Raw genomic sequence first — 24,073 nt, 5'->3', positions numbered from 1 at the left:
TTTTTGCTTTAAACTACTCCCTCCCTAACTGTGAAAAAGCAGCTCCTATTCCAGTTAACATCCGTATGATTCCCGCTAAAAAGATCACAACTGTCATTCCTAATCCAGCTGCTAACAGCTTTCCTCCAATGAAAGCCCCGACGGGAATTGATGCAAAAGACATCATTCGAGTTACTGCCACGACCCGTCCAAGTAAGTTACTAGGCACTGTTTGCTGTCTCAGTGTAAAGTATGTGATGACATTAATCGTCCCCAAAAAGCTAATACAACTGAGGATCACCCCCAATAAAATATAATTCGTTGTCAAATTCAGCAGCAGAATCAATCCTCCAGCTCCCACCGTACTGAAACTTAGTATTTTACCCGCTTTAAATAAGGGAATGATTTTACTGCCAATTGGTCCGGCTAAAAGTGCGCCAATCCCACTCATTGCCATCGTGATTGTGGTTTCAGCAACACTGAATTTTAAATCTTGGGTCATGAAATACATATAATTTGCTTCAAACATATTTGTACCAAGATTTGCAAAGAAAAACATCAACGAACCACTAAGAATTACTTTTTGATTAAATACATACTTCATACCAATTAACGTATCTTGCCAAATTTCGAAAAATTTAAAGGCTTTCTTTTCTTCATGCGAGTGAATCATCCACGCCATAATACCAGCAATAAGAAAAAAAGCACCAGAAAACCACAAAGTATTATATCCGCCAAGAATTGTAACGACTCCACCACCCACAAGTGGACCAACTACTGACAGTGTATTTTCAATCGTTTGAATAATCGAATTGGCACTAACCAGTTCTTCATTGGAAACGATGTCTGGAATTAGACTTTGAAAACTGGGATGAATTAATGGGTCTGCGGAAGAAATCATGAAAACAATCCCGTAAATTACGTATAAATTAACGGGTTGCATTTGCGTGCCAACGGTTAATAAAATTGCGGCCACTGCACTCGCCATATTACCAAAGAACAACGTCCGACTCTTTGTAAATGAATCTGCAATTACGCCCCCAAATATCGAAAAAAGAATCCATGGTACAAATGAAAACCCAAATATTCCGGCAGCGTGAAATGCAGACCCAGTCTTATCTAAAATAATAATCGGCAATGCAAGTTTATAAATCCAATTAGCAATTGAAGAACTTAAGAAACTAACAGTTAGTAAAGAAAACTGCTGATTCTTGAATAGTTTTAACATTCCATTAAACTCCAGACATATAAGTGGTTTACACAATTTCAACTCGGTGGTCCTAATTCTAGCATAAATTGGTGTTCGCACTCATAATGTTAACTATTTTCACTTTCAAAGAAATTCCAATTCTTCTCGCATTAACGTTAGTGTTCAAGGATGTATATTTGTAATTTCATAACATCATACCTTCACAACTTTTGAATTCAACCAACACCCCAAAACCCGCATTAGACCAACAAAAAAGAGACCTACCAAAGTAAATTGGTAAGTCTCTTTTTAAGTTTAATTACTTAGCGATGATTTCGTTGTATTCTTCACGAGTGTCTTCAGACTCCTTTATAGATCAACGGGCGAGACTGGTACAAGCGACATTAGAGCGACAAGCGGTGATTTTAAGGTGCCTCCGAGCGCCCATTTTGAAGTCAGATTTATACAGTTATCTACCTATAATTATCGCTAAATGCAATCTCTAAGGCCAAATACATTCCTAATTTTCTCATTTGCAATACGCACAATTGGAAACTTTTTAAATTTCTCCATTTCTTTATCAGCTAATTTATTCCAAATAGCACTTACCCAATTGACATCATCCAAAATAATAGCGACACACAATTGTTTTTCCAAATCATTGTCATCATTTTCTTGATTTAAATCAATCAATTTCTTAATAGAGATTGGTGATACACAATTTAATCTCACATCTACTTGAATTTTATTAATCATATTTGTCAATGACTGATTTAAGAACGGTAAATCAAAAATCTTCTTTGCTCCTTTTAGCCATTTCTCATCTTCGGTTACATCATATGCACGAATATATTCAAGGCCTAAGTCATTCACTAATTCCCCATACCAATCAGGAACAACCTTATCTTTATCAAATTCACTTAACACCCAATCAATTTTATAATCAGGAATTTGCCAAATATTATCATCAATTAAGGTAAACAAGTTGCCAGCGTAAGTTTCATTATGCTTTAGAGCACTCGTTAATACAAAATTTTTATTGGAAAAGAAACTGTTTTTCCTATCAAACACAGATTTAATAACCTTATTATCATCGCACGTTAATATAAAGTATGTTTCTTTAATCTTTACGCTAAAAATATTCCCCAAAGTTGGTACTTCTTTATCACCATCAAGATACATTTTCATCAACAAATCAATATTCTTTTTAGACTCTTGATCGAGTTCTTTTAGATTAGCAAGAAAATCAATTCCTAGTATTTCTTTTAACCATTGAGCCCTTTTTAAGTAATTTATGTTTCCATACAAAGTATTTAGCGTTATTTGATCAAATTCAAACGGTAAATCAATTCGAATTAAATTTTCTCCTTCATAGATATTTACATACAACGATTCTACAAATGATTCCAAAGCTTTTACTTTCAGGAACATTTCGTCCCGTTCTGAATGTTCGAAATCCGGCTTAAATATAACATTAAAACTATTTTGGTCAAATTTAAATTCAAAAGCTATAAAATCTCCCACTTTCAAAACTGTGTTATTCTCTGATTTTTCTACAAACATACCATCAAAACGTTCTCCATTCGGGAATTCTACAGCTATATTCCTAAATTGATTAACCTCAATCTTGCCCTCTTTGAAATCAATAAGAACATTTTGCCCTTCAACTCTGCCTCGCCATGCAACATCTTCTAGGGAGAGGTTTTTTAAATTCGATCCTATGGGAATATCTAAAATAAAATCAGACATTCTACTTATAGCTGTGGGTTCAACGATGTTAGTTTGTCGTCCTAAATCGTATTGGTTATTATGAAAATGCTCAAATATAGAAAACAAAAACTCTTCTTTTACTTTTGTAAGTCTAATATTTTATGATTGTTGATTTGGGCCAAATTGTCTGAGCATTTTTTTAGCCAGAGCTGGTAAGATTGACTTATAATAAACCTCATTTTGATTAGTTATAGGGTTTTCAAATACTACAAAAAAAATCACGCCGCTATCTCTACTATAGGCTTCTAGCCATTTTCGTTGAAAAGAATATGCCACATTTTTCTTTCCTTTGATACTTTGGCTCAGTCCCTTTCACTTGAATTGGCACCTTATATTGATGTTGTTCAACCGTATGTTTTTCAGATTTGTACACGGTTACATGTCCATCTAAAACTGGCTCACGATCACCCTTTTAGATGTGAGAGGCTAAGCGGTGATTCGTCAAAATAAGAGATTCAACCTCATGTACTGCAATTTCCTCAATAATTGAATTATCTGTCATTCATTTCCTCACTTTTTTATTTATGGGATTAATTATATCCTAATGATAGTTAATTTAAAATAAACATTTTCTCTGATTGTCACAATATAAATAAAAAAGAAACTTCGTTACGCCATCTCGTCTCAGTTATAACTGATCTCTTCATACCACTAATTAAATGATAATATTTATTCTTATATTGAACTTATTTTTTATTACCACGGTAGAATATACGAACAGTTTTAGCTCTCTTGAAATACTAACGTTTAATATCCTCCAACAATAGTCAAGCATCAATCAAACATATAAAAATTTTGAATATGTATTAACTGAAAATGGTTTGTACACTTACGATGTTAATTTTCAGGTTCTTCAAGAACAATACTTGGTATGATAGTCAAATACTACTTTCAAAGGACATTAAATACTATTTAGTTACAGAAAGAAAACATGTTACAGAGACAGTTACTACCGCGTCTGATAAGAACTCTTTATATTGGTTTTCTCATCGTCAAAACCTTCTTAAATCAACCCGGTAAATTTATTTATACACGTCAAAGTCGAATGAGTACTAATTAATCCAGAGCCTTAAAACTAATTGGTTCATATTAGTACAAAAAATAGAAAAAGCCCACCTTAAAGCGGGCTTTTTTCACTAATTTGAAAATGAATCTTGATTAAATACTATTCCTCTAATAAGCATTCTTAAACAATTAAATTAGCAATTAATCGTTGTCTAACTTGCTTTGTTCCGCTGAAATCCAATCATCAAAGGCGTCCCTATCACTATAATTCAAATCATCACCAGCACTCTTAGGATCGTATTCGTAGTTAGCCGACATTGACTCTTCTCGAATATTCAGTACCCAGTGATATTCTTTAGGACACTCTACACCATTATCTACAAATAATTTACCAATATCTTCCATGTCTCCTACAATTGATTTTAATAAATTAAGATGACTACGGTCATATTTCTTTTCATCAATTTGATTGTCATATTTTGTATACACCTGCTCTGGTTTCAAAATCTCACCGGAAATCTCATAAGCATAATCCCCATAAAAGGCATTCATACCCCTAGCAATCGTTCCAAAAATATATGCTTTTTCGATTGGTAAATCAAATTCCATAACATCATCATAAACTGTCTGCATGATGTCGGTTTGTATTGCATTAAATTTTTCATCAAATTCATTCATACGCAATCTCCTTATTAGTTATTATAATTTGCAATTTTCTGTACCGGATCGGCCTTGGGTCTTTCGGATCAGTTATTGTATAAGTCACCTTAAAACTGGAAGGTCGCTCCGTCTTTGCATTCGGATACTTCAATTTTATCTTAACTTTGACCTTCTTACCATCTTTAAGTGCTTTAGCCCACTCATTTTCATCTTTTTCAAATCAGGGTAGACAGGGCGGACAGGGCAGGCATTTTTTCTTGGGCCACCGTCAATTTAGATTTTAGATTTATTGACCCTTAAACTTCTCATTCAACATCATCCAGAGGTCATTACTCTCGATTACATCTAAATTCATCAATTCTGACAACATTCTGTTAGGCAAATCCAGTGACATTTTAGAGACAAGTAAGTGACAACAAGTGTCGTTTTCAAAGTCAAATTTGGACTAATATAGACAGATTTGCAATTGAAGCACAGCACACATCCACAGCTTCTCAATCCATTCCCACTGCTCAAACGCCCCAAAACTCGCATCAGACCAACAAAAAAGAGACTTACCAAAATGAATTGGTAAGTCTCTATTTAAGTTTAATTACTTAGCGATGATTTCGTTGTATTCTTCACGAGAAACAACAGAAACTTGACGCTTATCACGGCCCATACGACCGAACTTTACAACGCCATCAGTCAAGGCGAACAAAGTATCGTCGCCTCCACGACCAACGTTTACACCTGGGTAGATGTGAGTTCCACGTTGGCGGTAAATGATTGATCCAGCTTTGATAGATTGACCATCAGCACGCTTCGTTCCTAGACGACGTCCTGCTGAGTCACGACCATTGGCTGATGAACCTCCACCTTTGTGGTGAGAAAGCATCGTCAAGTTGTTCAAATTCAATTGCATGATTTAAATCCTCCTCTTTCCGATGTCTTAGGCAATAGCGTCAATGACAACCTTGGTATATGGTTGGCGATGACCTTGCTTTGAGTGTGAGTGCTTCTTTGGCTTGTACTTGAAAGTAACAACCTTCTTTTCCTTACCTTGCTTCTCAACTGTTCCTGTTACAGATGCACCTTCAACGTAAGGTGTTCCGAACTTACCGTCAGCGAAGACGATCTTGTCAAAAGTAACCTTTTCACCGGCTTCGGCGTCAAGCTTTTCAACGTAAATTGTATCACCAGCGGCAACCTTGTATTGCTTACCACCAGTCTCAATAATTGCATATGCTGCCATGAGTCTGCAGACCTCCTATAATATATAATGCTATTTCTAGCGACAACTTAGACTCACCGTGCCCGCGGGTTTGCACCACTTAATACAGGCGACGAATGGTTGCAGTTTGTGGGTCACACAAACACAACATGAGTATTATACCTAAACGAGGGCTCAATTACAATAGTAATGTCGCATTAATCCCGTTTTTATCAGTCTTTTCTCTTAGTTAAATCCGCGGTTTCGGCCACACCCAAGCGATTAAAGTCAAAATGACCGTAGTAACCAGCCCCCAACCAATTAGGCCTTGGGGTTGATTATGGACAAAGATGGGCCATTGACTGATAAGATCATGGTTATACATTGCCCAACCGATGTATGAAATAAGTCCAAGCCAACTCACGCCGGCGAGCCAAGTTAATAATTTTTTTATCATCATCCATTCTATCCATTATTCGTTTTGTATCATTATAGGCGTCTTAGTCTCATTTTTATATGCTTTGGCATGAATAAATTAATGAACCCTTAAGCCTGCAACTAATTTATTTATAATTTGAAACTTAAATTGTACAATAAATGTAAACATACAAATCTATACGGAAGGACGTGCACATACATGGCCACATTTATTAAAGCCCACTATGCTGAAGGAAAGTTTATCATTTCAAGCGAAATGGTTTTACCGAGTTTACGGATTGAAGGCGTAAATTCTGACACTTATTTCTCAGATGAAGGTGCGCATACTTACACAATCACTGACGAACAAGTGCTCAATTTTTTGAAGTCAGAAAATTTGGCACAAGCACGCTTAATCTATGGGTCACCTGCACAACCAGAACCGATAGATTTTAGTATTGAGAACTATTTCATCCCCGAGAATCGCTTGACTGCTACTGTTGGTCGCGAAAAGGTCTATCTCTTTATGGATGTGCAAGGACAGATGTGTTTCACCATTAATAATCAACCATCTGGCTTACCGCTTTATCGTAATACCAATCTCATTAATTTCGTTCAAAAAAATAACAGCATTGAGGTCACTCTTGATGTGTACTCGACTTCAGTTGAACCTTCTGATATCAATATTTTGGTTGGTCAGGATGATACACAACAAGTTGAGCGAATTCAAAGTGTTATGACCAGCACCTTTGATATGGGGCAAAGTTTATTCAAGAGTCGTGTCGTCGCAGAATTTTCACCAATTGATTTGGCACAAACATTCAACTTCACACCATCGAACCAAGTTGATGCGCAAACAACCGACTATGCCTTCTGGCTTGAAATTGAACAAGACAAACAAGATATTCAACCTGTGCCACAGCGCCTTTTAGTTGAGACAGATGTCACTTCCGATGAATTATATCTTAAATGTAATCAATCGACGTGCTTATTGATTCAACCAAACTTGCTGCAAAACACACAATTGAGCTATGCTGCTAGCTACATTCCGGAGAACCTATACCTCCAGTTGAAAGCCTACCAGGCGAAGTTCCCAATTGTACCTGCCGACAATGCGAATGCGCGTCCAATTATTTTAATTGGTGAAGTTATTGGCCAAGCACACGATAACGGTAGTGTGATGTTCAACTATTTGAACAAATACCACTCTAAGGAATTCGATACTTATTATGTGATTCGCGCAGATTCTTCTGAAAAGGAAAATATTGATAAGTATCCTGATCAGATTCTTGATTTCCAAAGTCCGCGTCATCTGGAAATTTTCCTACAAACAGACTTGTTCTTGCATACGCATAACTCTGCCAATTTGGCACCGTTCAAGTCAGATTATTTAATTGAAAAAATATCAGCAACTAAGAAAATTGATCTTCAACATGGCATTGCCGGATTAAAGGCTCAACGCATTACTCAAAAACCTGATGCGAATGAGCAAATTGTTGTCAGTTCAAAACGTGAAGTTGAGTTCGTTGAGGAAGAGTTCGGTTACACCGAGCCACAAATTTTACTCACTGGATTACCACGTTTCGATGCACTACTTCGCAATAAAATGTGGTCTAGTTTCAAAGCACGTAAGCATGTATTAATCATGCCTACCCGTCGTCGTAAGCTAATTGATGCCACTGATGAGGAATTCAAAGATAGTCTCTTCTTTAAGACATATATGGCTTTAATTAACAGTCCTGAGCTAAAGCAGATGGCCCGTAGGAAGCATCTCCATATTTCATTTGTTTTGCATCCGGCCATGCAAAAATATGCGCCATTATTTAGTTCTGATTTCGTTAAAATTGTTGATAAAGCGCATAACAATGTTCAAGAATTACTCCGTGGCAATCAGGTCATGATTACAGATTACTCAAGTGTGAGTTTCGACTTTGCTTTGCAAAATCGTCCTGTCATTTATTACCAATTTGATGAACTTGTTGAAAATCGTCATTTTGAAATTGATCCACACGATATTGTTGGTCCGGTCGTTGATAATCAAGACGATGTATTGTTCGCTTTGAAGAACGCCCTTCGTCAAGAACATCTAACGAACGCCCAACGTTCACAGCTACCGGAAAATGTTTATATGCAGATGGATACACATGCACGTAAACGTTTGACGAAAGCCATTCAAAAACGATTTGAAAAATAGTTATTAACCACTAAATAAAAATGGTCGTAGACAATTAAGTCTACGACCATTTTATTTTTGCTTACAAATATTGTCCAGTCACTGACTTAGCATCACTTACTGAACCTTCTGGAGTACCCGTATAGAGGATTTCTCCACCGGCGTTTCCACCAGCCGGTCCCATGTCAATCATCCAATCAGCCTGACGAATAACATCCACGTTGTGCTCTATGACAACTACAGTATTACCATTATCCACCAGTCGATTCAAAATATCTAAAATCAACGAGATATCAGACATATGCAACCCCGTCGTTGGTTCATCCAAAACGTAAATACCGTTCTTACCAGCTAGCTCCTTTGCTAACTTCAAACGTTGTACTTCACCACCTGACAAAGTGTCTAGGCTTTGCCCTAGACTCAAATAACCTAACCCAACATCCACCAATTGTTGACACTTCTTCAAGATAGGCTTTGCTTCAAAGTAATTCAACGCCTCGTCAAAAGGCATCTCCATGACATCCACGATATTCTTATCTTTATAGGTATATTGCAACACATCTGGTTCAAAACGATTACCATGACAATGTGGGCAAGTAATGTCATTTTGATCCATATATGACAAATTCAATTGTAGCTTTCCTGTTCCGTTACATTCGGTACAAGCCCCTTTTGAATTATAACTGAACAATCCTGAATCCACATCATTCGCTGTTGCAAATAGCTTACGCAACGGTGTCATCAAATCCATATAAGTTGCCGGATTTGAACGACTATTGGTGTGAATTGGCTTTTGGTCAATGTAAATGGCGTCTGGATGTTCTGGTAAGAACACACCCTTAATTAACGAACTTTTTCCTGATCCAGCAACACCAGTCAAGACCGTCAACGTTTGTTCCGGTACACTAAGCGCAACATTCTTCAAGTTATGCAATGAGCTGGCTTGAGTTTGAATAAAATGCTCGGCTGGGCGTGGCGTTTCCTTGAATGGCAATGCCAACTTCAAAGAACGTCCTGTTAGCGTATCGGATTCTAAGAGACCCGAATAACTACCAGTGTACATAATTTCACCACCGTTAACCCCAGCATGAGGTCCAACATCAACAATATAATCTGCAATTTTAATAACATCTGGATCATGTTCAACAACCAGAACTGTATTACCAATATCCCGAATTTCAGCTAACAAATCATTCATTCGGTGAACATCTTTAGGGTGCAACCCTGTACTTGGTTCATCAAAGACATAAATCATATCTGTCAAACTACTTGAAAGATTTTTAATCATCTTCACACGCTGAGACTCACCACCTGATAACGTACTGGTTTCACGTGTTAATGCCATGTAGCCCAACCCAATTTCAATCAAGTTATCAACACGTTCCTTAATACCATCAATTAGTCCTGCCGCCCCTTCTGGAACCTCTAAATCTGCTAAAACAGTTGTTAATTGATCTAATTCCATATCAGTGAGATCAAAAATTGAGTAACCATCAATTTTTGATGCCAAAACTTGATCATTATAGCGCTTACCTTCACAATCTGGACACGTTTCAGCCACGCTAAATTCATCCATGATTTTCGCAGATGTCTTGGTTTGTTCCTTATCAGTCTTCACTTGCGTCCGAATAAAGTGCGTGACAAAGCCTTCATACGTCACTTCCAATTTTGATTTCTTATACGTAATTTCCACCTTGGTTGGCTCACCGTATAAGAACTGATGCCATTCTTCATCCGTATAATCCTGCAAGGGCCTATCATTATCAAAGAAGCCAGACTCGGCATAAGTGCGCCATTGCATACTATCAACTTTGTAACCAGGGTAGATAAACGGTCCTTCGTTCAATGACTTTGTCCGGTCAAACGCCGCATCAATGTTTAACGTAATAATCCGGCCTAAGCCTTCACATGTTGGACACATCCCCTGCGGGTCATTAAATGAAAACAGGTTCGCATAGTCGCCTAAATGTGGTGTCGCGAATCGCGAAAACAAAATCCGAAATAACGAATTGATGTCGGTCGTTGTGCCCAAAGTTGAACGAGCATTCCCACCCATGGGCTTTTGGTTCACAATAATGACTGGAGAAAGTCCTTTAATATCATCAATGGCTGGCCGTTTGTACTTTGGTAAGAACGTCCGCACGATTCCAGAGTAGGTTTCGTTCATTTGACGACCTGACTCTTGTGCGATCGTATCAAATACAATTGATGACTTTCCTGAACCAGAAACACCTGTAAAAATCGTGATTTTATTTTTTGGAATTTCCAGCGAAATATTCTTTAAATTATTTTCATGTGCATTAATGAGTTGAATCGTTTCTGGCATATTTTGCTCCCGTTAGATTAAAAAAGATAGCGTCCGCGCTATCTTGTACGTCAATTATTTTGATTGTAGCCATTCATTAACTTCGTGCGTTGCATCTTCACCTTGTGGTAGAAGACCATACTTATCCAAGAAGGCATGTTCTTGTCCCAAGTAGGTAATCAAGGTCGTATCAACACCGGCTTGCGTTAACTTATCAGCATGGTATTCACCTTGTGGACGTAACAAATCAAATTGATCCGTCACCACTAGGGTCTTAGGCATCTTTGCTGTCATGACATCATCCATCATTAATGGTGAAAAACTTGGGTCCGTGACATCTTCACCGCCAGCATAAATTTGGTGCATGACCGGCAATCCCTGTGGTATTTCTTGAATTTGTTTACTTAGGCTCGCCTTAATCTCAGCATCTTCGACACCAAAACGTTCGATTTCCCAAGTCACATCCTTCGTCTGATCAACGTCTAATGTCAATACTGGATAGAACATAAACTGTTTTTCAACATAATGTGTATGATTCTTTTCATTCAAATAACTGACAGCCGCCGTCAAATTAGCACCAGCACTATCGCCGCCAATGATGAATTGTTTACTTGAAACAAAATCAGCTGTATCAGTCGCCAACCATGCTAGTACGGCGTAGCACTCTTCAACGGCCCATTTCCCCTTTTTCTCAGGCGCCAAGGCATAATCAACATTGATCACTGTTCGTTGCGTTATTTGGGCTAAGTGCTTAAGAAAATTTTGTGGCACAAGCGGTGCACCACCAACCCAGCCACCGCCGTGATAGAAAACAATTGGGGTTAAATCGGCATCCAATGTTGCTGGCTGGTACACATATAGAATTGTTCCGGCATCAGTGACCACGCGCTCCGTTGCAACGTCTTCAGAAATATCAATGGATTCACTTCCCATCGTCTTTCGCATCTGCAAACCAATTTGGTCATATTGCGTTGGCTCAGTTAATGTAAATTCATTCGTACGTTCTGAATCCGGCGTATAAGGCCCTGAATTATCAGCCTTCCATTGTTCCATAATCGGATCATCATAACCAGGCTGCATATTTAGACCTGCTTTGGCTTTGTACTTAAGATTACCTTTCTTTTCGAACAACGCTTGCTCACGTAAGTAATCTAAGTCTGCTAAATAATCTTGCTTGCTCGGTTTCCATGGAATCATATTTTTATATCTCTTATTGTTTTGGTTTAGGAGTTACGTTGAAAGCGTCAGCATCTAAGCTTTGGCAATTACAAAATAGTTACCTTCTGGATCAGGAAAAGCAAAAGTTTGTTGACCGTTGTTTTCCATAATATCAAGTGCTCCGGGAATTGCATCGTGCAATGCTTCAAAGTCATCGCTAAACAGCATTAGCGATGGCGTATTGCCAAGCACCTCTGGTGAATACTTCTCAATAAACGTCTTATCAAAAAGACTCAACTGCATCTGGGTACCAACTTGTAAGACAATATTTTTAAAATCATCTGGCAACGCATTTGTTTCAGCAATCTCAGCTTTCACATACTTCTGCCAAAAGTCACTGATTACCTGCACATCGTCAACGTATAACATCACTCGCATTTTATTAAACATTATTATTGCTCCTTTATGAAGTACCCAAATCTATTTTGCTTCCTCGTCAGCGCGTTATTATGCCAGCTCATGTCTCTACGCTTTTAATCATAGAAGGGATATTGGCCCTTACGATAGTGGGTTAACACAACTTGATGCTGGTCATTAAAAATCTCAGGAAGATTGTCTAATGCAAAAAAGGCTAAGTCTGCAGTTTCTGCATTCGCGACTTCAAGTGTGCCACCAACTACTTCGACTTTAAACATCGTCACGATTGTTTGTGCCAAATCGCCATTTGGATAGCGTTGTGTTGCCTTTGATAGGTTACCTAATAACTGCGTCACTTTCACCCGAAGACCGGTTTCTTCCTTAAATTCACGTTGGCACGCTTCAGCTTGGCTTTCACCAAGTTCCAAGGCTCCACCTGGGAGACCCCAAGCATTGAAGTCAGTTCTTTTCTGCAGCAACACGTCTCCTTGGGCATTCGTTAAAATACCACCTGCGAAATTCAAGATAATCGGTTGATGCCCTACTGCTTCGCGCAGGCTATGAATATAATCATCACTCATTATGATTCCTCTCACACATTCAAGACAAAGTAGAAGGCGGCGGCAATCAAACAGGCCAATCCTGCAACTGTGAGTATCGTACGACTACGCATTGAACTATGCCCCTGAACACCATACATGAGACAAATCACACCCACAATGAATAATATCAATAAAATACCAACGTCCATATCATGCCTCCTCCGCTATGGTCACTTCCAAAATCGTCTTTAGCTTCTCGGGTGCGGTCCGTCGGGCGTCACTCAAATAAATCTCTCGATGTGTCTTACTTGTACGAACCGCTCCATGAGCATTAATGAAAGCATGCATCGTATCAAAACTATTCTGCTCGTCATCGTATGGTCCGACATGTAAGATGTGGCAAATTTTTGCCGGTTCAATTGTTCCGATACTGACTTGATCAATGCGCTCGACGTCAGCCTTTGCCGTTTGCGTTGCTGCCAGGGTCTCCTGAATAAAAGCATCAGGTACAAACTCAGGAATCACAATTTCTAAGCGATACACTAAATCCGCTTTCGTCCATGTTCCCAATTTTTGAGCACGTTCATTGATTGTCCAATAACCTTGTAATGGTGGGACCACATAATCGTCAAAATTCTCAGCTTTGATGCCGGATTTTTTGTATCCCATTTTCAATCCATATGCACACGCATACATCGCTTGAATATCGACTGAAAAGTCATCCCCATTAGGATCACCCGCCCCATTGATACAGAGACAGCGATAACCCGAACGTTCTAAGATTTGTGGTTTCTTTGTGGCATGATAACCGCTTGTTTTCTTTATATCAAATTTCATACACATATCCTTTATTTATATCTCTATTATAAACGTATTTCATCTATCCGCCGGTAAAATTTACCAAAACCATATAAATTACTGTACCAACTAGAATGGACAACATCATATTCTGTCGCCAAAGGTGTATAAGTACGGTTGCCAAACCCGCAATTCCCGCAAACAATAAATCCATATTCGGAACCAGAAGCTGGTCTTTAAAACTATATACGACTAACATGCCTAATATTGCGGGTGGTAATAAATCACCTAATTGCACAATAAATTTAGGGGTCTTGGCTTTACTTGGAAAAGTCCAAAAAGGAAGAAATCGAGTTAAGAAGGTTGCCACAGCGGCAGAAAGAATTGTTAAAAATTGTTGTGTTAATGTCATGATGCTGCCTCTCGTTTCGATTTAACATATAAGATAACAATCATGAGCAACATACTAGCCGGCATAAACATTGTGCCACCAAAAATGTAGACCATTAATATTGCAATAACGAGCCCGGACAAAGAACTAAAATGACTCGTTTCATGCATGAATTGATTCATGAAAATAACAATAAATAACGCCGTCATGGAAAACCCAAGCCCCTTTAGATCTAGTTGGATAAAGCTCCCCATAATACCACCTAAAAAGGCGCCACCAACCCAATAGATATAATTCAACATTGTGACATACAACATGAAGTTTTGGTGATTAACATTATCAGGTAACTTAGCTACATAATTAATCGAAAATGTTTCATCACATAATCCAAAAATCAACAACGGCTTGCGCCATCCTGTCCCCTCGTAGCGCTCAAGCATTGAAATACCATAGAAAATATGTCGAGAACTAATAATAAAGGCAATCATGAATACTAACCATGGGTTGAATGCTTTCGTCAGAAAATTAGCAATCACAAACTCAACCGAACCACCAAAAATTGTCATGGCCATTAGCGTTGGGTATAGGAAATTAAAACCCATTTGTTGCATATAAATGCCATATGTCATCCCTAAAAATGCAAAACCAATCATGATTGGTAACGTTTCTTTAAACGCATATTTAAATGTTTGATGTTTCATCAGCCTCTCCTTTCTGCAAAATAGAATATGGTGGTTTTTAATTTTTTTATCATCAATATGCTATAATTTTATCAGATTATATTTACTTAACAAACACTACAATTACCATTGGAGAATTATATGAATAACGAATTACTCCGTCAGTTAACCGTACCTGAGCAAACCTTGGTCGATGTTGAAATTCAACGTCGGACAAAAAGCGAGGCTGCAACTTATATTCTTGCCGTAACTTTCGGTTGCTTTGGCGCACACCGTTATTACCGTGGTAAAACTGGAACTGCTGTCGCCATGACCCTAATTCCATTTTTAACATTTGGACTCGGTATTTTCATTACTTATATCTGGATGATTGTCGACCTATGTTTAATCCCCGGTTGGCAACGCGCTGATGAAGCCGATGTTGAACGGACAACCGCACAACATCTGTTAGATCGCCGTCAAACAGAGGCAACCACCCTCCATACAGATAACACCACTTATGGCGCTGCGGCGTACCCAATTGTCTCAGCAACTACATTAATCCAACCAAATTCAGTTATTGAGTCTGAGGTTATCGCAGAAACCCACGCAACTAGTATGAGCCTCGCTTCAACGAGCACCTCAATTTCAGCTTCAATCAGTACATCACTGGCCGATAACCACGATGAATTATAAAAAAAAAACTAACTCTATGTGAGTTAGCTTTTTTATGTTATTGTTCTTTCAAGCTATCCAAAATATCATCCGTACGTGAGGCGATATTTTGCGCCAACATGTGCATATTCTCTTCTTCATCTTGATCATATGGCGTCGTTTTCGTTTCAAACAGCAATTTTTCTTTCTTCAAATACGCAATCGCCATTGCCGTATTTTGAATCTTATTATTAAGACCAAATGTTGATTTAAAAGTTTGAACTAATGTAATTAATGCAGAAAAAATCGATACCATCAAAAGTAAGTTCACATTTTTTTCTGCCATTGAAATTAAGATTGGAATACTTGATGAAAGTAAAATATTAGCCATACTTAGAATATTTGAAGTCCAAATATACCCTTTATTCTTCTTTGTAATATGTTTAATTTGTGTATCTAAAGATGCCACAACATTGTCAAAATCCATTTGCCTACTCTCCCATGTCTTTTAAGTTAACTAAATTAGTTTAGCAATAAATATGGCTAGCAACAAGCTTTTATATCAATACATTAAGACGTCATTTAATCAACGAACTCACGGAAAGGAAATACACCTTATGAATATTTGGAACGATATGTATGAACAAGCAAAAACACTCTATAATCCCCGAAACATTTCGCCATTCATTTATGGCGGTCAAGTTGTTTGTGCGATTGAAAGCACAGACAATCAAATTTATACCGGGGTCTGTATTGAAGCCAGTAGTGGCGTATTAAATATCTGTGCTGAACGTGCCGCTCTAATGAATATGTTCATTAGTTCAGGTGAGACACAGGTTAAAAGAGTTATTACTTTTCGTGAAGAAGCCCCTACAAAAAATATAAATTGTTTGCCGTGTGGTGCTTGTTCTGAATGCTTCATGCAATTCAACATCGCCAATCGTGACGCAGAATTTTTGATAGACTTAAAAAATCACACAACCGTAACGCTTGCAGACATTTATCCACATTGGTGGGGTAATACGCGTTAGATTAACCCAGAAAAAGTGTTAAATAAAATGTGACTTCTATCCCCTTATATTTGTACAAATAAAAAACCGTCAACGCAAGGCTGGCGGTTTTTTATTATGGACCCGGTGGGGTTCGAACCCACAATCGCTCGGGTAGAAACCGAGTGCATTATCCAGTTATGCTACGGGTCCAGAAAGATAGCTTGCATAAAGCAACTATCTAACTATTGTAAGGCTAAAATTAGCTTGGCGCAAGCTAATTCTCTGGTGTTACAATTTTGCGCACAGCTGCATCAATGGCAACTGGCTCTAAGGCTAACTCATTTAGCCCTAACTTTAGGAAAGAGCGCCAGGCATGTGAAAAATCATCTTGGCGTTTTTGATGATAACTATTCGATAACATTGTTTTAATACCCGCAAATTGATGTAAAAGATAACGTTGTGGGAAGCGTTTAAAGGCATCCAAATCTTCATCTTCCAAAACGATCAAATGCGTCCAGTCTTGCTTCAAACTCACACACAAGAACTGAACTAGGGCTTGCGCATACAAATCAACAGCTTCCGTATCTAGTACGCCAGGCACTGGATCAGGAACATTTGCGTTCGTTGTATGGGTCGCCGTCATCAAGTTACTCAATGAAATATCCAAATTAAGATAATCATTTAATAACATGTCATCCCGTTTTATAGGTCGCTCCCAATTACCACTCACTTCACCAAACATTGATTTAGTATCGTGTAAGTAACTCGCAAAATCTAGTAGCATCGTGTTTTATCCTTCCGGTGTGTTATTTGAAGAATTAAGGGCTTCGCCAATCTCCTCTTCAAATGTCTTCCCACTTGTCGAAGTCGCTGACGTTACATCAGCCGACGTACTCTCAGAACCATCTACCGCTGTCTCAGTATCATCAGTCTCTGAAGTAACTTCAGTTGGCTCTACCGTTGCATCGTCATCGGCAGGCTCTACTGTTTCAGTTTCGGTTTCTGCTTGAGCAGATTGAGCTTTTGCCTTAGCTTCAGCTGCTTGGGCTTCTTTTTCTGCCTTTTCGGTAGCTAATTGAGCTTCACGTTCTGCCTTTTCCGCTGCCTCTTTGGCCTGTGCCTCAGCTGCTTGTTTAGCAGCAAGCACTTCTTCATCTAGCATTGGTGTTGTCCCTTGCTCAGCAGTAAAGATTGATTGAATATCAAGCGGCTGCGTTGTTTGGACAGCAAAAACTAACTGATCATAACTCACTTCAAGCGTATCCGTTTCTGAAAGGTACCACTTAGCAATGAAGTCATACTTCAAAAGAATATCTAACCATGAGTACTGATCACGACCATCAATAACTTGAAAATGCCAACGTTGTGCTCCTAGTGCATTCGCATCATTTACAAAGAAAATACGGACTTCGGTATTATCATCTAGCATGACACCGGCACCATTTGGAATACTTTGTAAGAAATAATCAGTGTCAGCTGACAAAACAAAGAGCTTATCCAACATTCCCTGTGGTTCAGCATGTTGAATTAATTGGTAAACGTAGTCATCACGGGTTTCTAACAAGTTGAAATCAACCGTGTAGTTGAACACCCGTTCCATATAACGTCCGAATTCCGTTAGCATCGTGGCGATAAATTGGTTTTGTTCAACTGTCACATGTTGCTTAGCGAAATTACCAACTAGTAAATCAATAATGCCACGGGCATTAAATTGAATTTGCTTACGTTCAAGTGACCAATAGAATAAGCGTTCACCCGTAGACAATTCAACGAAGTAAGCACCCCCATTTTGATCCTTATGTTCTTCAAAAGCAAAGGCTGCTGGCGCATTCAAGTTGGTCATCACTAAAGTAACAGTTTCTTTTTCAACAGGCAATAAAATACTATAACCCAACACCCCAGCTAATTGCATAAACCGATCCATTGCAATTAAGAAGTAATCAGCGTGACTATATTGACGGGGCACTTGCACCCATTGCGTTTCTAAGTGCGCTTGGGTCAACTGTTCTGCCATCAAGTGTACAGTACCAGGTTCGGTGCTCTCAACAAGTTGTTGCGTTTGGTTTAGCTCGTCTTGAATCGCCTGAATGTTTTGATTTAACAAACCAACATAGTTTTCAACACGGTTTTGTAATTGATTAGGCATCGGCTTGACCTCCCTCCGCAACAGCAACTAGCTGCTTAACGTAATCAACGTAAAGAGACTTAGCTGCTGCCTCAAATTGATCAAAAGATCCAAATTTTTCATTAATTGCACGCTGCTCATAAATCAAAATAGTATCTTCTTTTGAATATGCTAAAATCGTCGCATTATTCTTTTCGATTTGGTCTGGTACCGTTTCAGCTTGCTCATCTTCTTCATCTAAAGTTGCCAATTGCGCCTTTAAATTATCACGTTCATCAGTTGAAGGACGGTTGAAGAATCCACCCTTCTCATCTAGTTGGGCTAATTGATTTTCCAGATTTTGGCGTTGCGTATTACGTTCCCCTTGCTTTTCAACAAGTTGTTGCAACTCTTCGTTTGTTTTTGTTAATTCATCAATGGCTGCTGAATGGTAACGTTGTCCCTTAGCTGCCAAACGAACTGACTCGACTAACTTCTGGTACTCTTCTTGCTTGAACTTAAATTGCACATTAATTGGATCTAGGCGTCCAAAATAAGCACGATCCCACCAATTACCAAAATAAACTTCAAAAACACCCAAAGCACTTTCTTGATAATAAAAGAAAGGAAATGTTTCAGCGAGGTATTGAATCAAATTATCAGCTAAATGGTGACTCAAATCTGGTTGCAAATCTGCAACTAAGCTAGCCAAAGAACGATTATCATCTGCATGCTCAACCCCTCGAATCAATTCATTGTACTTCTTGCTATTAATTAATTCATAAACCCGACGATCATCATGTTCATTTAGGGCATTGGTAACATCATTAACGTACTTCACCTTCGCCTTTAATTTATTATTTAATACGTTTTCATTATCCGGAATTTCCGTCTGAATGTAGGGCATATTTTCCATCTTTTTGTCCCTCCAAATTTCTTAGTGTGTGTTTAGGATACTACTACTTCTTTACTATACCGCGTTACACAAAAAAAGCCCGTATCTGTAAGCAGATAAAGGGCTTTTTTTAAAACATTTAGAAAACTTTTATGTTTAGTATTGTTCGAGGTAGTTATCCAACTCCCATTGTGAAACTTCTTGACGGTATGAACCATATTCAAGGCGCTTAGCATCAATAAATGTACGTGCCATGTAAGATCCCAATGCCTTCTTCACAACATCATCACCTTCAAGATCATTTACGGCTGCCAAAAGTGTATCAGGTAAGTCACGAATTCCGGCCTTACGACGTTCTGTCTCATCCATAAGGTAAATGTTTTGATCCACTGAATCATTAGGTGTCATCTTGTGTTCTATTCCGTCTAATCCAGATTCAAGAATGGCCGCAAACGCAAGGTATGGATTTGCAGTTGGGTCAACTGAACGCAATTCAAGACGCGTGCTTTGTCCACGTGAAGCTGGGACGCGGACCATTGGTGAACGATTTGAACCAGACCAAGCAATGTAAACAGGCGCTTCAAATCCAGGAGTCAAACGCTTATATGAGTTAACAGTTGGGTTTGTCACAGCTGTAAAGTTTTGAGCGTGTTCCAAGATTCCACCCAAGAAATTATAAGCTGTTTCTGAAAGTTGTTCTTCACCCTTTTCATCAAAGAAGACGTTTTGTCCATCCTTGAATAATGACATATTCACGTGCATTCCATTTCCGTTAATTCCAGAAACTGGCTTTGGCATGAATGTGGCATAAAGATTGTGCTTACGCGCAATCGTCTTAACAATTAACTTAAATGTTTGAATGTTATCCGCCGCTTCAAGGGCATCAGCATACTTAAAGTCAACTTCGTGTTGTCCTGGTGCAACTTCGTGGTGGGCTGCTTCAACTTCAAAGCCCATCTTTTCCATTTCCAAAACAATTTCACGACGTGTATTTTCCCCTAAGTCGAGTGGGGCCAAGTCAAAGTAACCACCCTTATCGTTCAACTTAGTTGTTGGGTTACCAAATTCATCCATCTTAAACAAGAAGAATTCAGGTTCTGTTCCAAGATTGAAATTTGAATACCCCATGTTTTCCATGTCTTTAAGAACACGCTTCAAATTGCTACGTGGATCACCAATAAATGGCTCACGGTCCACATTATAAATATCACAAATCAAACGTGCTACTTTTCCACCATGTGAATCAGTCGCCCATGGGAAAATCATAAATGTATCAAGATCAGGGTATAGATACATATCTGATTCTTCAATACGCACAAAGCCTTCAATTGATGATCCATCAAACATCACCTTGTTGTCGAGCACCTTCTCTAGTTGAGAGATAGGCACTTCAACATTCTTGATGCTTCCAAATACGTCAGAAAATTGTAGACGTAAAAACTCTACATTTTCATCTTGAATTAGTTGTCGGATGGTTTCTTTTGTATACTGCTTACGCATGAATAGATTCTCCTCTATGAAATTCTAAAAGTGACGACTGTTATCAAAACGACCAATTCGCACAAGTTCATCAGCGAAGGCTTTTCGCATCTCAACATCAGAGTCAGGTTCAGCTTTACGATGCTTTTTGGCATCCATCTCATGGATATCGGCTACCGTGTACCCCATATCCATGTAATCGGCTATTTCAATCAAACGATCAATATCATTTAAAGAATACCGACGTTGCTTTCCCGCTCCACGTTGTGGTGCAATCAATTCTTGCTGATCATAGTAACGAATTTGGCGGTCCGACAGACCTGTTAACTCACGAACTACACTGATTGGCAGGATTGCCAAATCACGTTTTAATTCTCGCTCAGACATCTATCAAACCTCCTATGCCATTACTATACCACTTTGGCTCGAAGATTTAAAATGAAATGTCAGCTAACCTGACACGAAGCTTTGTGTTTCTGTAATAACTGCGTCAATTTCATCTGGATTTTGAACCAAATCATGCCATTCAATGTCCGGCATTTGATTGTTAAACCAGGTTAGTTGACGCTTCGCATACCTTCGAGATGCCTGTTTTAAGGCCTCCGTTGCCGTGTTTAAGTCAACTTGACCGTCTAGGTATGGAAATAGTTCTTTATAACCAATCGCTTTTTTAGCCGTGGCTGTATCTGGTAGTTGTGCAACCAGTTCTGCCTCCTCTAATAACCCTGTTTTAACCATGTCATCAACCCGTTGATTGATTCTGTCATATAAAACCGTACGGTCAGTATTTAGACCAATCAGTTTTGCATCGTAAAGTCGTTCAGGTTCAGGTTGTAGACTTGAAAAAGGTTGTCCTGACTGTAAGCTAATTAGCAAGGCCCGTTTCAACCGTCTAATTTGGCCTGGTAAAATACGCGCAGCACTGATTGGATCAACTGCCTGCAAAGCCTCTCGTAATTTTCCTTCGCCGTTTTGAACGACTTCCGCATCCCATTTCGCTTCAAATGCCGGATCTGGTTCTTCATCAATCATTGCTAACGGACGGTCTCCTAATAGCGCTTGTACATAGAAGCCAGTTCCACCAACTAAGATTGGCACATGCCCCCGTTGTGTAATCGCGTCAATTTCGCGTCGGGCTTGTTCAACGAATTGTGCCACTGAGTAAGATTCAGTTGGCGCGACTAAATCAAGCATATGATGTGGTACTGCCGCTTGCTCAGCCGGTGTCGCCTTAGCCGTTCCAATATCAAGTTGTTGGTATACCTGCATCGAATCACCTGATACAATTTCTCCACCAATTGCTTGAGCAAGTGCAATTGATAAGGCTGTTTTCCCCACCGCAGTCGGTCCCACTATGACAATTAATTTTCGCATAATCTCTTCCTATCATCCTTGAACAATTCTTTTTTAGCGTAAGTATGGTAAAATAATAATAACAATAAATAGGAGGATTAACCATTATGAAGAAGTTCGGATTTGGTTTACTTACTGGAATCGCCGGAACAATTGCTGCGGCTGCCGCTGCTGGTTTTACTTACCACAAGATTGAAATTGAACCTTTGGAAGAAGAACAAGCAAAGTTCGACAATACAGAATTGAAGTCAGCGCGTAAGGCTGCTCACTCACACGGTTCACGTTATTAATCATTAAAAATAAAGAGATGCGATGAAATTAATCATCGCATCTCTTTTTTAGTTCACATTGCTTGATTTCGTACGACCATGATAAGTAGCAAATCCATTCTTAAGGATATAAATATTGTGATATCCTTCTTTCTTTAAGATTCGCGCCAATCGTGATGAGTATTGCATATTTGTATCGTATAAGAAAACCGGTTGATCCTTACGAATCGCAGCATGATTATCTTTTAACATCGCATACGGCACGTTACGTGCACCAAGTACATGTTTTGCTTTAAATGAGTCAGCATCGCGCAAGTCAAAAATTTGATGTCCTCGACTTTGCTCATCAAAATCCTTAGAATCCAATACCTTCGCACTAGATTTTGCACCATAACGCGTCCAAAGCCACATTCCAGCAGTCCAAGCGACCCAGATAATCAGAATGGTTAATAATACTGTCCAAAGTAAATTCATTTTTGGCTCCCCCTTTCCTTTTTTTCAGTCCTATTTAATAAATAATTTTACCATTCTTTTCACATAAGAATGACCTGTTACGTTATTTTTTAAAAAAATTTAGTTTTCAACATAAAAAAAAGCCGTTTCCGGCTTTTTTATTTAGGCAATTGTCCGGTTGCTTTGCAAAGCAATTGAAGCTGCTCCGTATGCACCAGCATCGTTACCTAATTCAGCTAAGCGCAATTCAGTAACATCACGCGTTGGCTTGAATGCAAACTTTTGGAAGTTAGCATCGATACGGTCTAACAAGAATGAACCAGCGGCTGAAACACCACCACCAATGATAATCTTAGTTGGGTTCAAAGTATTAGCTAGGTTAGCACATGCCAAACCAAGATAGTGTCCAACCTTATCAACAACTTCGTTGGCAAGGAAATCACCTTCCTTAGCAAGATCGAAGACAATCTTTGAAGTCACTTCATCACCGTTATCAATCATTTCCTTCAAACGAGCGCTTCCAACGTAAGCTTCGGCCAAATCTTGTGCCAAGTGCACAACACCAGTTGCTGAAGCGTATTGTTCCAAACATCCCTTGTTTCCACAAGTACATTGGTAACCATCAGGTTCAACAATCACGTGACCGATTTCACCGGCTGAACCAGCAGCACCGTGAACAAGCTTACCATCAAGAACTAATCCACCACCAACACCTGTTCCAAGTGTAATGAAATCAACATTAGGTTCGTTGTCTCCGGCACCACGCCATTGTTCTCCAAGGGCGGCACAGTTAGCATCATTGTCCAAAGTTACAGGGAAACCTGTTCCAGCTTCAAGTTGGGCACGAACAGCTTGTTCACCGCTCCAGTTCAAGTTGTATGCTGAACGAACTGTTCCATTTTCAAAGTCAATTGTTCCTGGAGTTCCCATCCCAATTCCAATCACACGTTCACGTGAAAGTTGGAAAAGATCCAAGTGGTGGTTAATTGAATCAATAATGTCAGGCACGATGTGTGACCCTTCATCTAAGATATTTGTACGAATTGACCATTTTTGTTGAATTTCACCTTCGCTGGTCAAAATTGCAAACTTAATTGTTGTTCCACCTAAATCAACACCGATTAACTTATCTTTAGCCATTATTGTCGTCTCCAATATATTTTTTGTTTAAGTTATCTTGCCAAGAAAACATTTTGTAAACGTTTTCTTGTTCTTTCAA

The 24,073-nt window shown here is 38.9% G+C and carries 27 protein-coding genes, 1 tRNA gene and 1 other annotated feature; of the genes, 4 read left to right on the top strand and 24 right to left on the bottom strand.

The features are described 5' to 3' along the window. Positions 1 to 13: 13 nt before the first annotated feature. From IE337_RS01700 to rplU, 6 genes are all read right to left on the bottom strand, one after another. Positions 14 to 1,207: an MFS transporter gene (locus IE337_RS01700; RefSeq protein ID WP_191136559.1), complete on the bottom strand. Its 1,194-nt coding sequence runs from the start codon at positions 1,205 to 1,207 to the stop codon at positions 14 to 16. 450 nt (positions 1,208 to 1,657) lie between these two features. Continuing rightward, complete coding sequence (locus tag IE337_RS01695) at positions 1,658 to 3,004, bottom strand: hypothetical protein (RefSeq protein ID WP_191136558.1); 1,347 nt, start codon at positions 3,002 to 3,004, stop codon at positions 1,658 to 1,660. Positions 3,005 to 4,144: 1,140 nt separating this feature from the next. After that, positions 4,145 to 4,621, bottom strand: coding sequence for a hypothetical protein (locus tag IE337_RS01690; protein ID WP_191136557.1), 477 nt, complete (start codon positions 4,619 to 4,621; stop codon positions 4,145 to 4,147). Next, entirely contained in the window at positions 4,614 to 4,760 is a 147-nt protein-coding gene (locus IE337_RS07945; RefSeq protein WP_423841171.1) for a hypothetical protein, read from the bottom strand. Before IE337_RS07945 ends, IE337_RS01690 begins: the two co-directional genes overlap by 8 nt. Positions 4,761 to 5,195: 435 nt before the next feature. Next, positions 5,196 to 5,507: a 50S ribosomal protein L27 gene (gene rpmA, locus IE337_RS01680; RefSeq protein ID WP_057745530.1), complete on the bottom strand. Its 312-nt coding sequence runs from the start codon at positions 5,505 to 5,507 to the stop codon at positions 5,196 to 5,198. A gap of 27 nt (positions 5,508 to 5,534) precedes the next feature. Beyond that, positions 5,535 to 5,837, bottom strand: a complete 303-nt coding sequence (gene rplU, locus IE337_RS01675; protein ID WP_057745527.1) for a 50S ribosomal protein L21 — start codon at positions 5,835 to 5,837, stop codon at positions 5,535 to 5,537. 39 nt (positions 5,838 to 5,876) lie between these two features. Next, positions 5,877 to 5,948: a sequence feature (ribosomal protein L21 leader region), on the bottom strand. A gap of 484 nt (positions 5,949 to 6,432) precedes the next feature. Between rplU and IE337_RS01670 the strand changes: the two genes are divergently transcribed. Then, positions 6,433 to 8,406 carry a CDP-glycerol glycerophosphotransferase family protein gene (locus IE337_RS01670; protein WP_191136556.1) on the top strand — a complete coding sequence of 658 codons (1,974 nt, stop codon included), beginning with the start codon at positions 6,433 to 6,435 and terminating at the stop codon, positions 8,404 to 8,406. Between the two features lie 61 nt (positions 8,407 to 8,467). Here IE337_RS01670 and IE337_RS01665 read toward each other — a convergent pair whose 3' ends face one another. The 8 genes from IE337_RS01665 to IE337_RS01630 form a co-directional block, all read right to left on the bottom strand. After that, on the bottom strand, positions 8,468 to 10,711 hold the full coding sequence (locus tag IE337_RS01665; RefSeq protein WP_191136555.1) for an ATP-binding cassette domain-containing protein: 2,244 nt from the start codon (positions 10,709 to 10,711) through the stop codon (positions 8,468 to 8,470). Positions 10,712 to 10,765: 54 nt separating this feature from the next. Then, positions 10,766 to 11,887: an alpha/beta hydrolase gene (locus tag IE337_RS01660; protein WP_191136554.1), complete on the bottom strand. Its 1,122-nt coding sequence runs from the start codon at positions 11,885 to 11,887 to the stop codon at positions 10,766 to 10,768. 54 nt (positions 11,888 to 11,941) lie between these two features. After that, a complete protein-coding gene (locus tag IE337_RS01655; RefSeq protein WP_057745512.1) occupies positions 11,942 to 12,298 on the bottom strand; it encodes a VOC family protein in 357 nt (118 codons plus the stop codon). An 83-nt stretch (positions 12,299 to 12,381) separates the two neighbouring features. Then, on the bottom strand, positions 12,382 to 12,846 hold the full coding sequence (locus IE337_RS01650; protein ID WP_191136553.1) for an NUDIX hydrolase: 465 nt from the start codon (positions 12,844 to 12,846) through the stop codon (positions 12,382 to 12,384). Positions 12,847 to 12,857: 11 nt separating this feature from the next. After that, the gene (locus IE337_RS01645; protein ID WP_191136552.1) at positions 12,858 to 13,016 is read right to left on the bottom strand and encodes a hypothetical protein; all 159 of its coding nucleotides are present in this window, start codon (positions 13,014 to 13,016) and stop codon (positions 12,858 to 12,860) included. A gap of 1 nt (position 13,017) precedes the next feature. Further along, entirely contained in the window at positions 13,018 to 13,644 is a 627-nt protein-coding gene (locus IE337_RS01640; protein WP_191136551.1) for a GyrI-like domain-containing protein, read from the bottom strand. A gap of 43 nt (positions 13,645 to 13,687) precedes the next feature. Continuing rightward, a complete protein-coding gene (locus IE337_RS01635; RefSeq protein ID WP_191136550.1) occupies positions 13,688 to 14,017 on the bottom strand; it encodes a branched-chain amino acid transporter permease in 330 nt (109 codons plus the stop codon). Then, entirely contained in the window at positions 14,014 to 14,697 is a 684-nt protein-coding gene (locus IE337_RS01630; RefSeq protein WP_191136549.1) for an AzlC family ABC transporter permease, read from the bottom strand. The genes IE337_RS01635 and IE337_RS01630 overlap by 4 nt, the downstream gene beginning before the upstream one ends. 120 nt (positions 14,698 to 14,817) lie before the next feature. Here IE337_RS01630 and IE337_RS01625 point away from each other — a divergent pair, with 120 nt between their 5' ends. Further along, positions 14,818 to 15,351, top strand: coding sequence for a TM2 domain-containing protein (locus IE337_RS01625; RefSeq protein ID WP_191136548.1), 534 nt, complete (start codon positions 14,818 to 14,820; stop codon positions 15,349 to 15,351). A 37-nt stretch (positions 15,352 to 15,388) separates the two neighbouring features. Here IE337_RS01625 and IE337_RS01620 read toward each other — a convergent pair whose 3' ends face one another. Continuing rightward, positions 15,389 to 15,796, bottom strand: a complete 408-nt coding sequence (locus IE337_RS01620) for a DUF4231 domain-containing protein (RefSeq protein WP_191136547.1) — start codon at positions 15,794 to 15,796, stop codon at positions 15,389 to 15,391. 130 nt (positions 15,797 to 15,926) lie between these two features. On the opposite strand from IE337_RS01620, the gene IE337_RS01615 reads away from it, so the two are divergent. Beyond that, positions 15,927 to 16,340: a cytidine deaminase family protein gene (locus tag IE337_RS01615; RefSeq protein ID WP_191136546.1), complete on the top strand. Its 414-nt coding sequence runs from the start codon at positions 15,927 to 15,929 to the stop codon at positions 16,338 to 16,340. A gap of 97 nt (positions 16,341 to 16,437) precedes the next feature. Here IE337_RS01615 and IE337_RS01610 read toward each other — a convergent pair. The 7 genes from IE337_RS01610 to miaA form a co-directional block, all read right to left on the bottom strand. Next, positions 16,438 to 16,511 (bottom strand) — tRNA-Arg (locus tag IE337_RS01610). 64 nt (positions 16,512 to 16,575) lie between these two features. Next, positions 16,576 to 17,085: a dUTPase gene (locus IE337_RS01605; protein WP_191136545.1), complete on the bottom strand. Its 510-nt coding sequence runs from the start codon at positions 17,083 to 17,085 to the stop codon at positions 16,576 to 16,578. A 6-nt stretch (positions 17,086 to 17,091) separates the two neighbouring features. Beyond that, positions 17,092 to 18,447 (bottom strand): hypothetical protein, encoded by a 1,356-nt coding sequence (locus IE337_RS01600; protein WP_191136544.1) that lies wholly within the window; start codon positions 18,445 to 18,447, stop codon positions 17,092 to 17,094. Then, positions 18,440 to 19,321, bottom strand: a complete 882-nt coding sequence (locus IE337_RS01595; protein WP_191136543.1) for a hypothetical protein — start codon at positions 19,319 to 19,321, stop codon at positions 18,440 to 18,442. Before IE337_RS01595 ends, IE337_RS01600 begins: the two co-directional genes overlap by 8 nt. Positions 19,322 to 19,456: 135 nt before the next feature. Further along, positions 19,457 to 20,800, bottom strand: a complete 1,344-nt coding sequence (gene glnA, locus IE337_RS01590; protein WP_191136542.1) for a type I glutamate--ammonia ligase — start codon at positions 20,798 to 20,800, stop codon at positions 19,457 to 19,459. A gap of 24 nt (positions 20,801 to 20,824) precedes the next feature. Then, positions 20,825 to 21,166: a MerR family transcriptional regulator gene (locus IE337_RS01585; RefSeq protein ID WP_191136541.1), complete on the bottom strand. Its 342-nt coding sequence runs from the start codon at positions 21,164 to 21,166 to the stop codon at positions 20,825 to 20,827. 63 nt (positions 21,167 to 21,229) lie between these two features. Next, on the bottom strand, positions 21,230 to 22,153 hold the full coding sequence (miaA, locus tag IE337_RS01580; protein ID WP_191136540.1) for a tRNA (adenosine(37)-N6)-dimethylallyltransferase MiaA: 924 nt from the start codon (positions 22,151 to 22,153) through the stop codon (positions 21,230 to 21,232). Between the two features lie 86 nt (positions 22,154 to 22,239). Here miaA and IE337_RS01575 point away from each other — a divergent pair, with 86 nt between their 5' ends. Continuing rightward, positions 22,240 to 22,422 carry a DUF3042 family protein gene (locus IE337_RS01575; protein ID WP_057745480.1) on the top strand — a complete coding sequence of 61 codons (183 nt, stop codon included), beginning with the start codon at positions 22,240 to 22,242 and terminating at the stop codon, positions 22,420 to 22,422. A gap of 48 nt (positions 22,423 to 22,470) precedes the next feature. On the opposite strand, the gene IE337_RS01570 is transcribed toward IE337_RS01575, so the two are convergent. Then, positions 22,471 to 22,875: a rhodanese-like domain-containing protein gene (locus tag IE337_RS01570; protein WP_057745476.1), complete on the bottom strand. Its 405-nt coding sequence runs from the start codon at positions 22,873 to 22,875 to the stop codon at positions 22,471 to 22,473. Positions 22,876 to 23,016: 141 nt separating this feature from the next. Next, positions 23,017 to 23,994: an ROK family glucokinase gene (locus IE337_RS01565; protein ID WP_057745474.1), complete on the bottom strand. Its 978-nt coding sequence runs from the start codon at positions 23,992 to 23,994 to the stop codon at positions 23,017 to 23,019. Positions 23,995 to 24,073 lie beyond the last annotated feature (79 nt).

The organism is Weissella viridescens, assembly GCF_014789145.1.
In the GTDB taxonomy this organism is placed as follows: Bacteria; Bacillota; Bacilli; order Lactobacillales; family Lactobacillaceae; genus Weissella; species Weissella viridescens.
The sequence above is the reverse complement of the archived record's forward strand: the minus strand, read 5'-3'. Positions and strand labels throughout refer to the sequence as shown.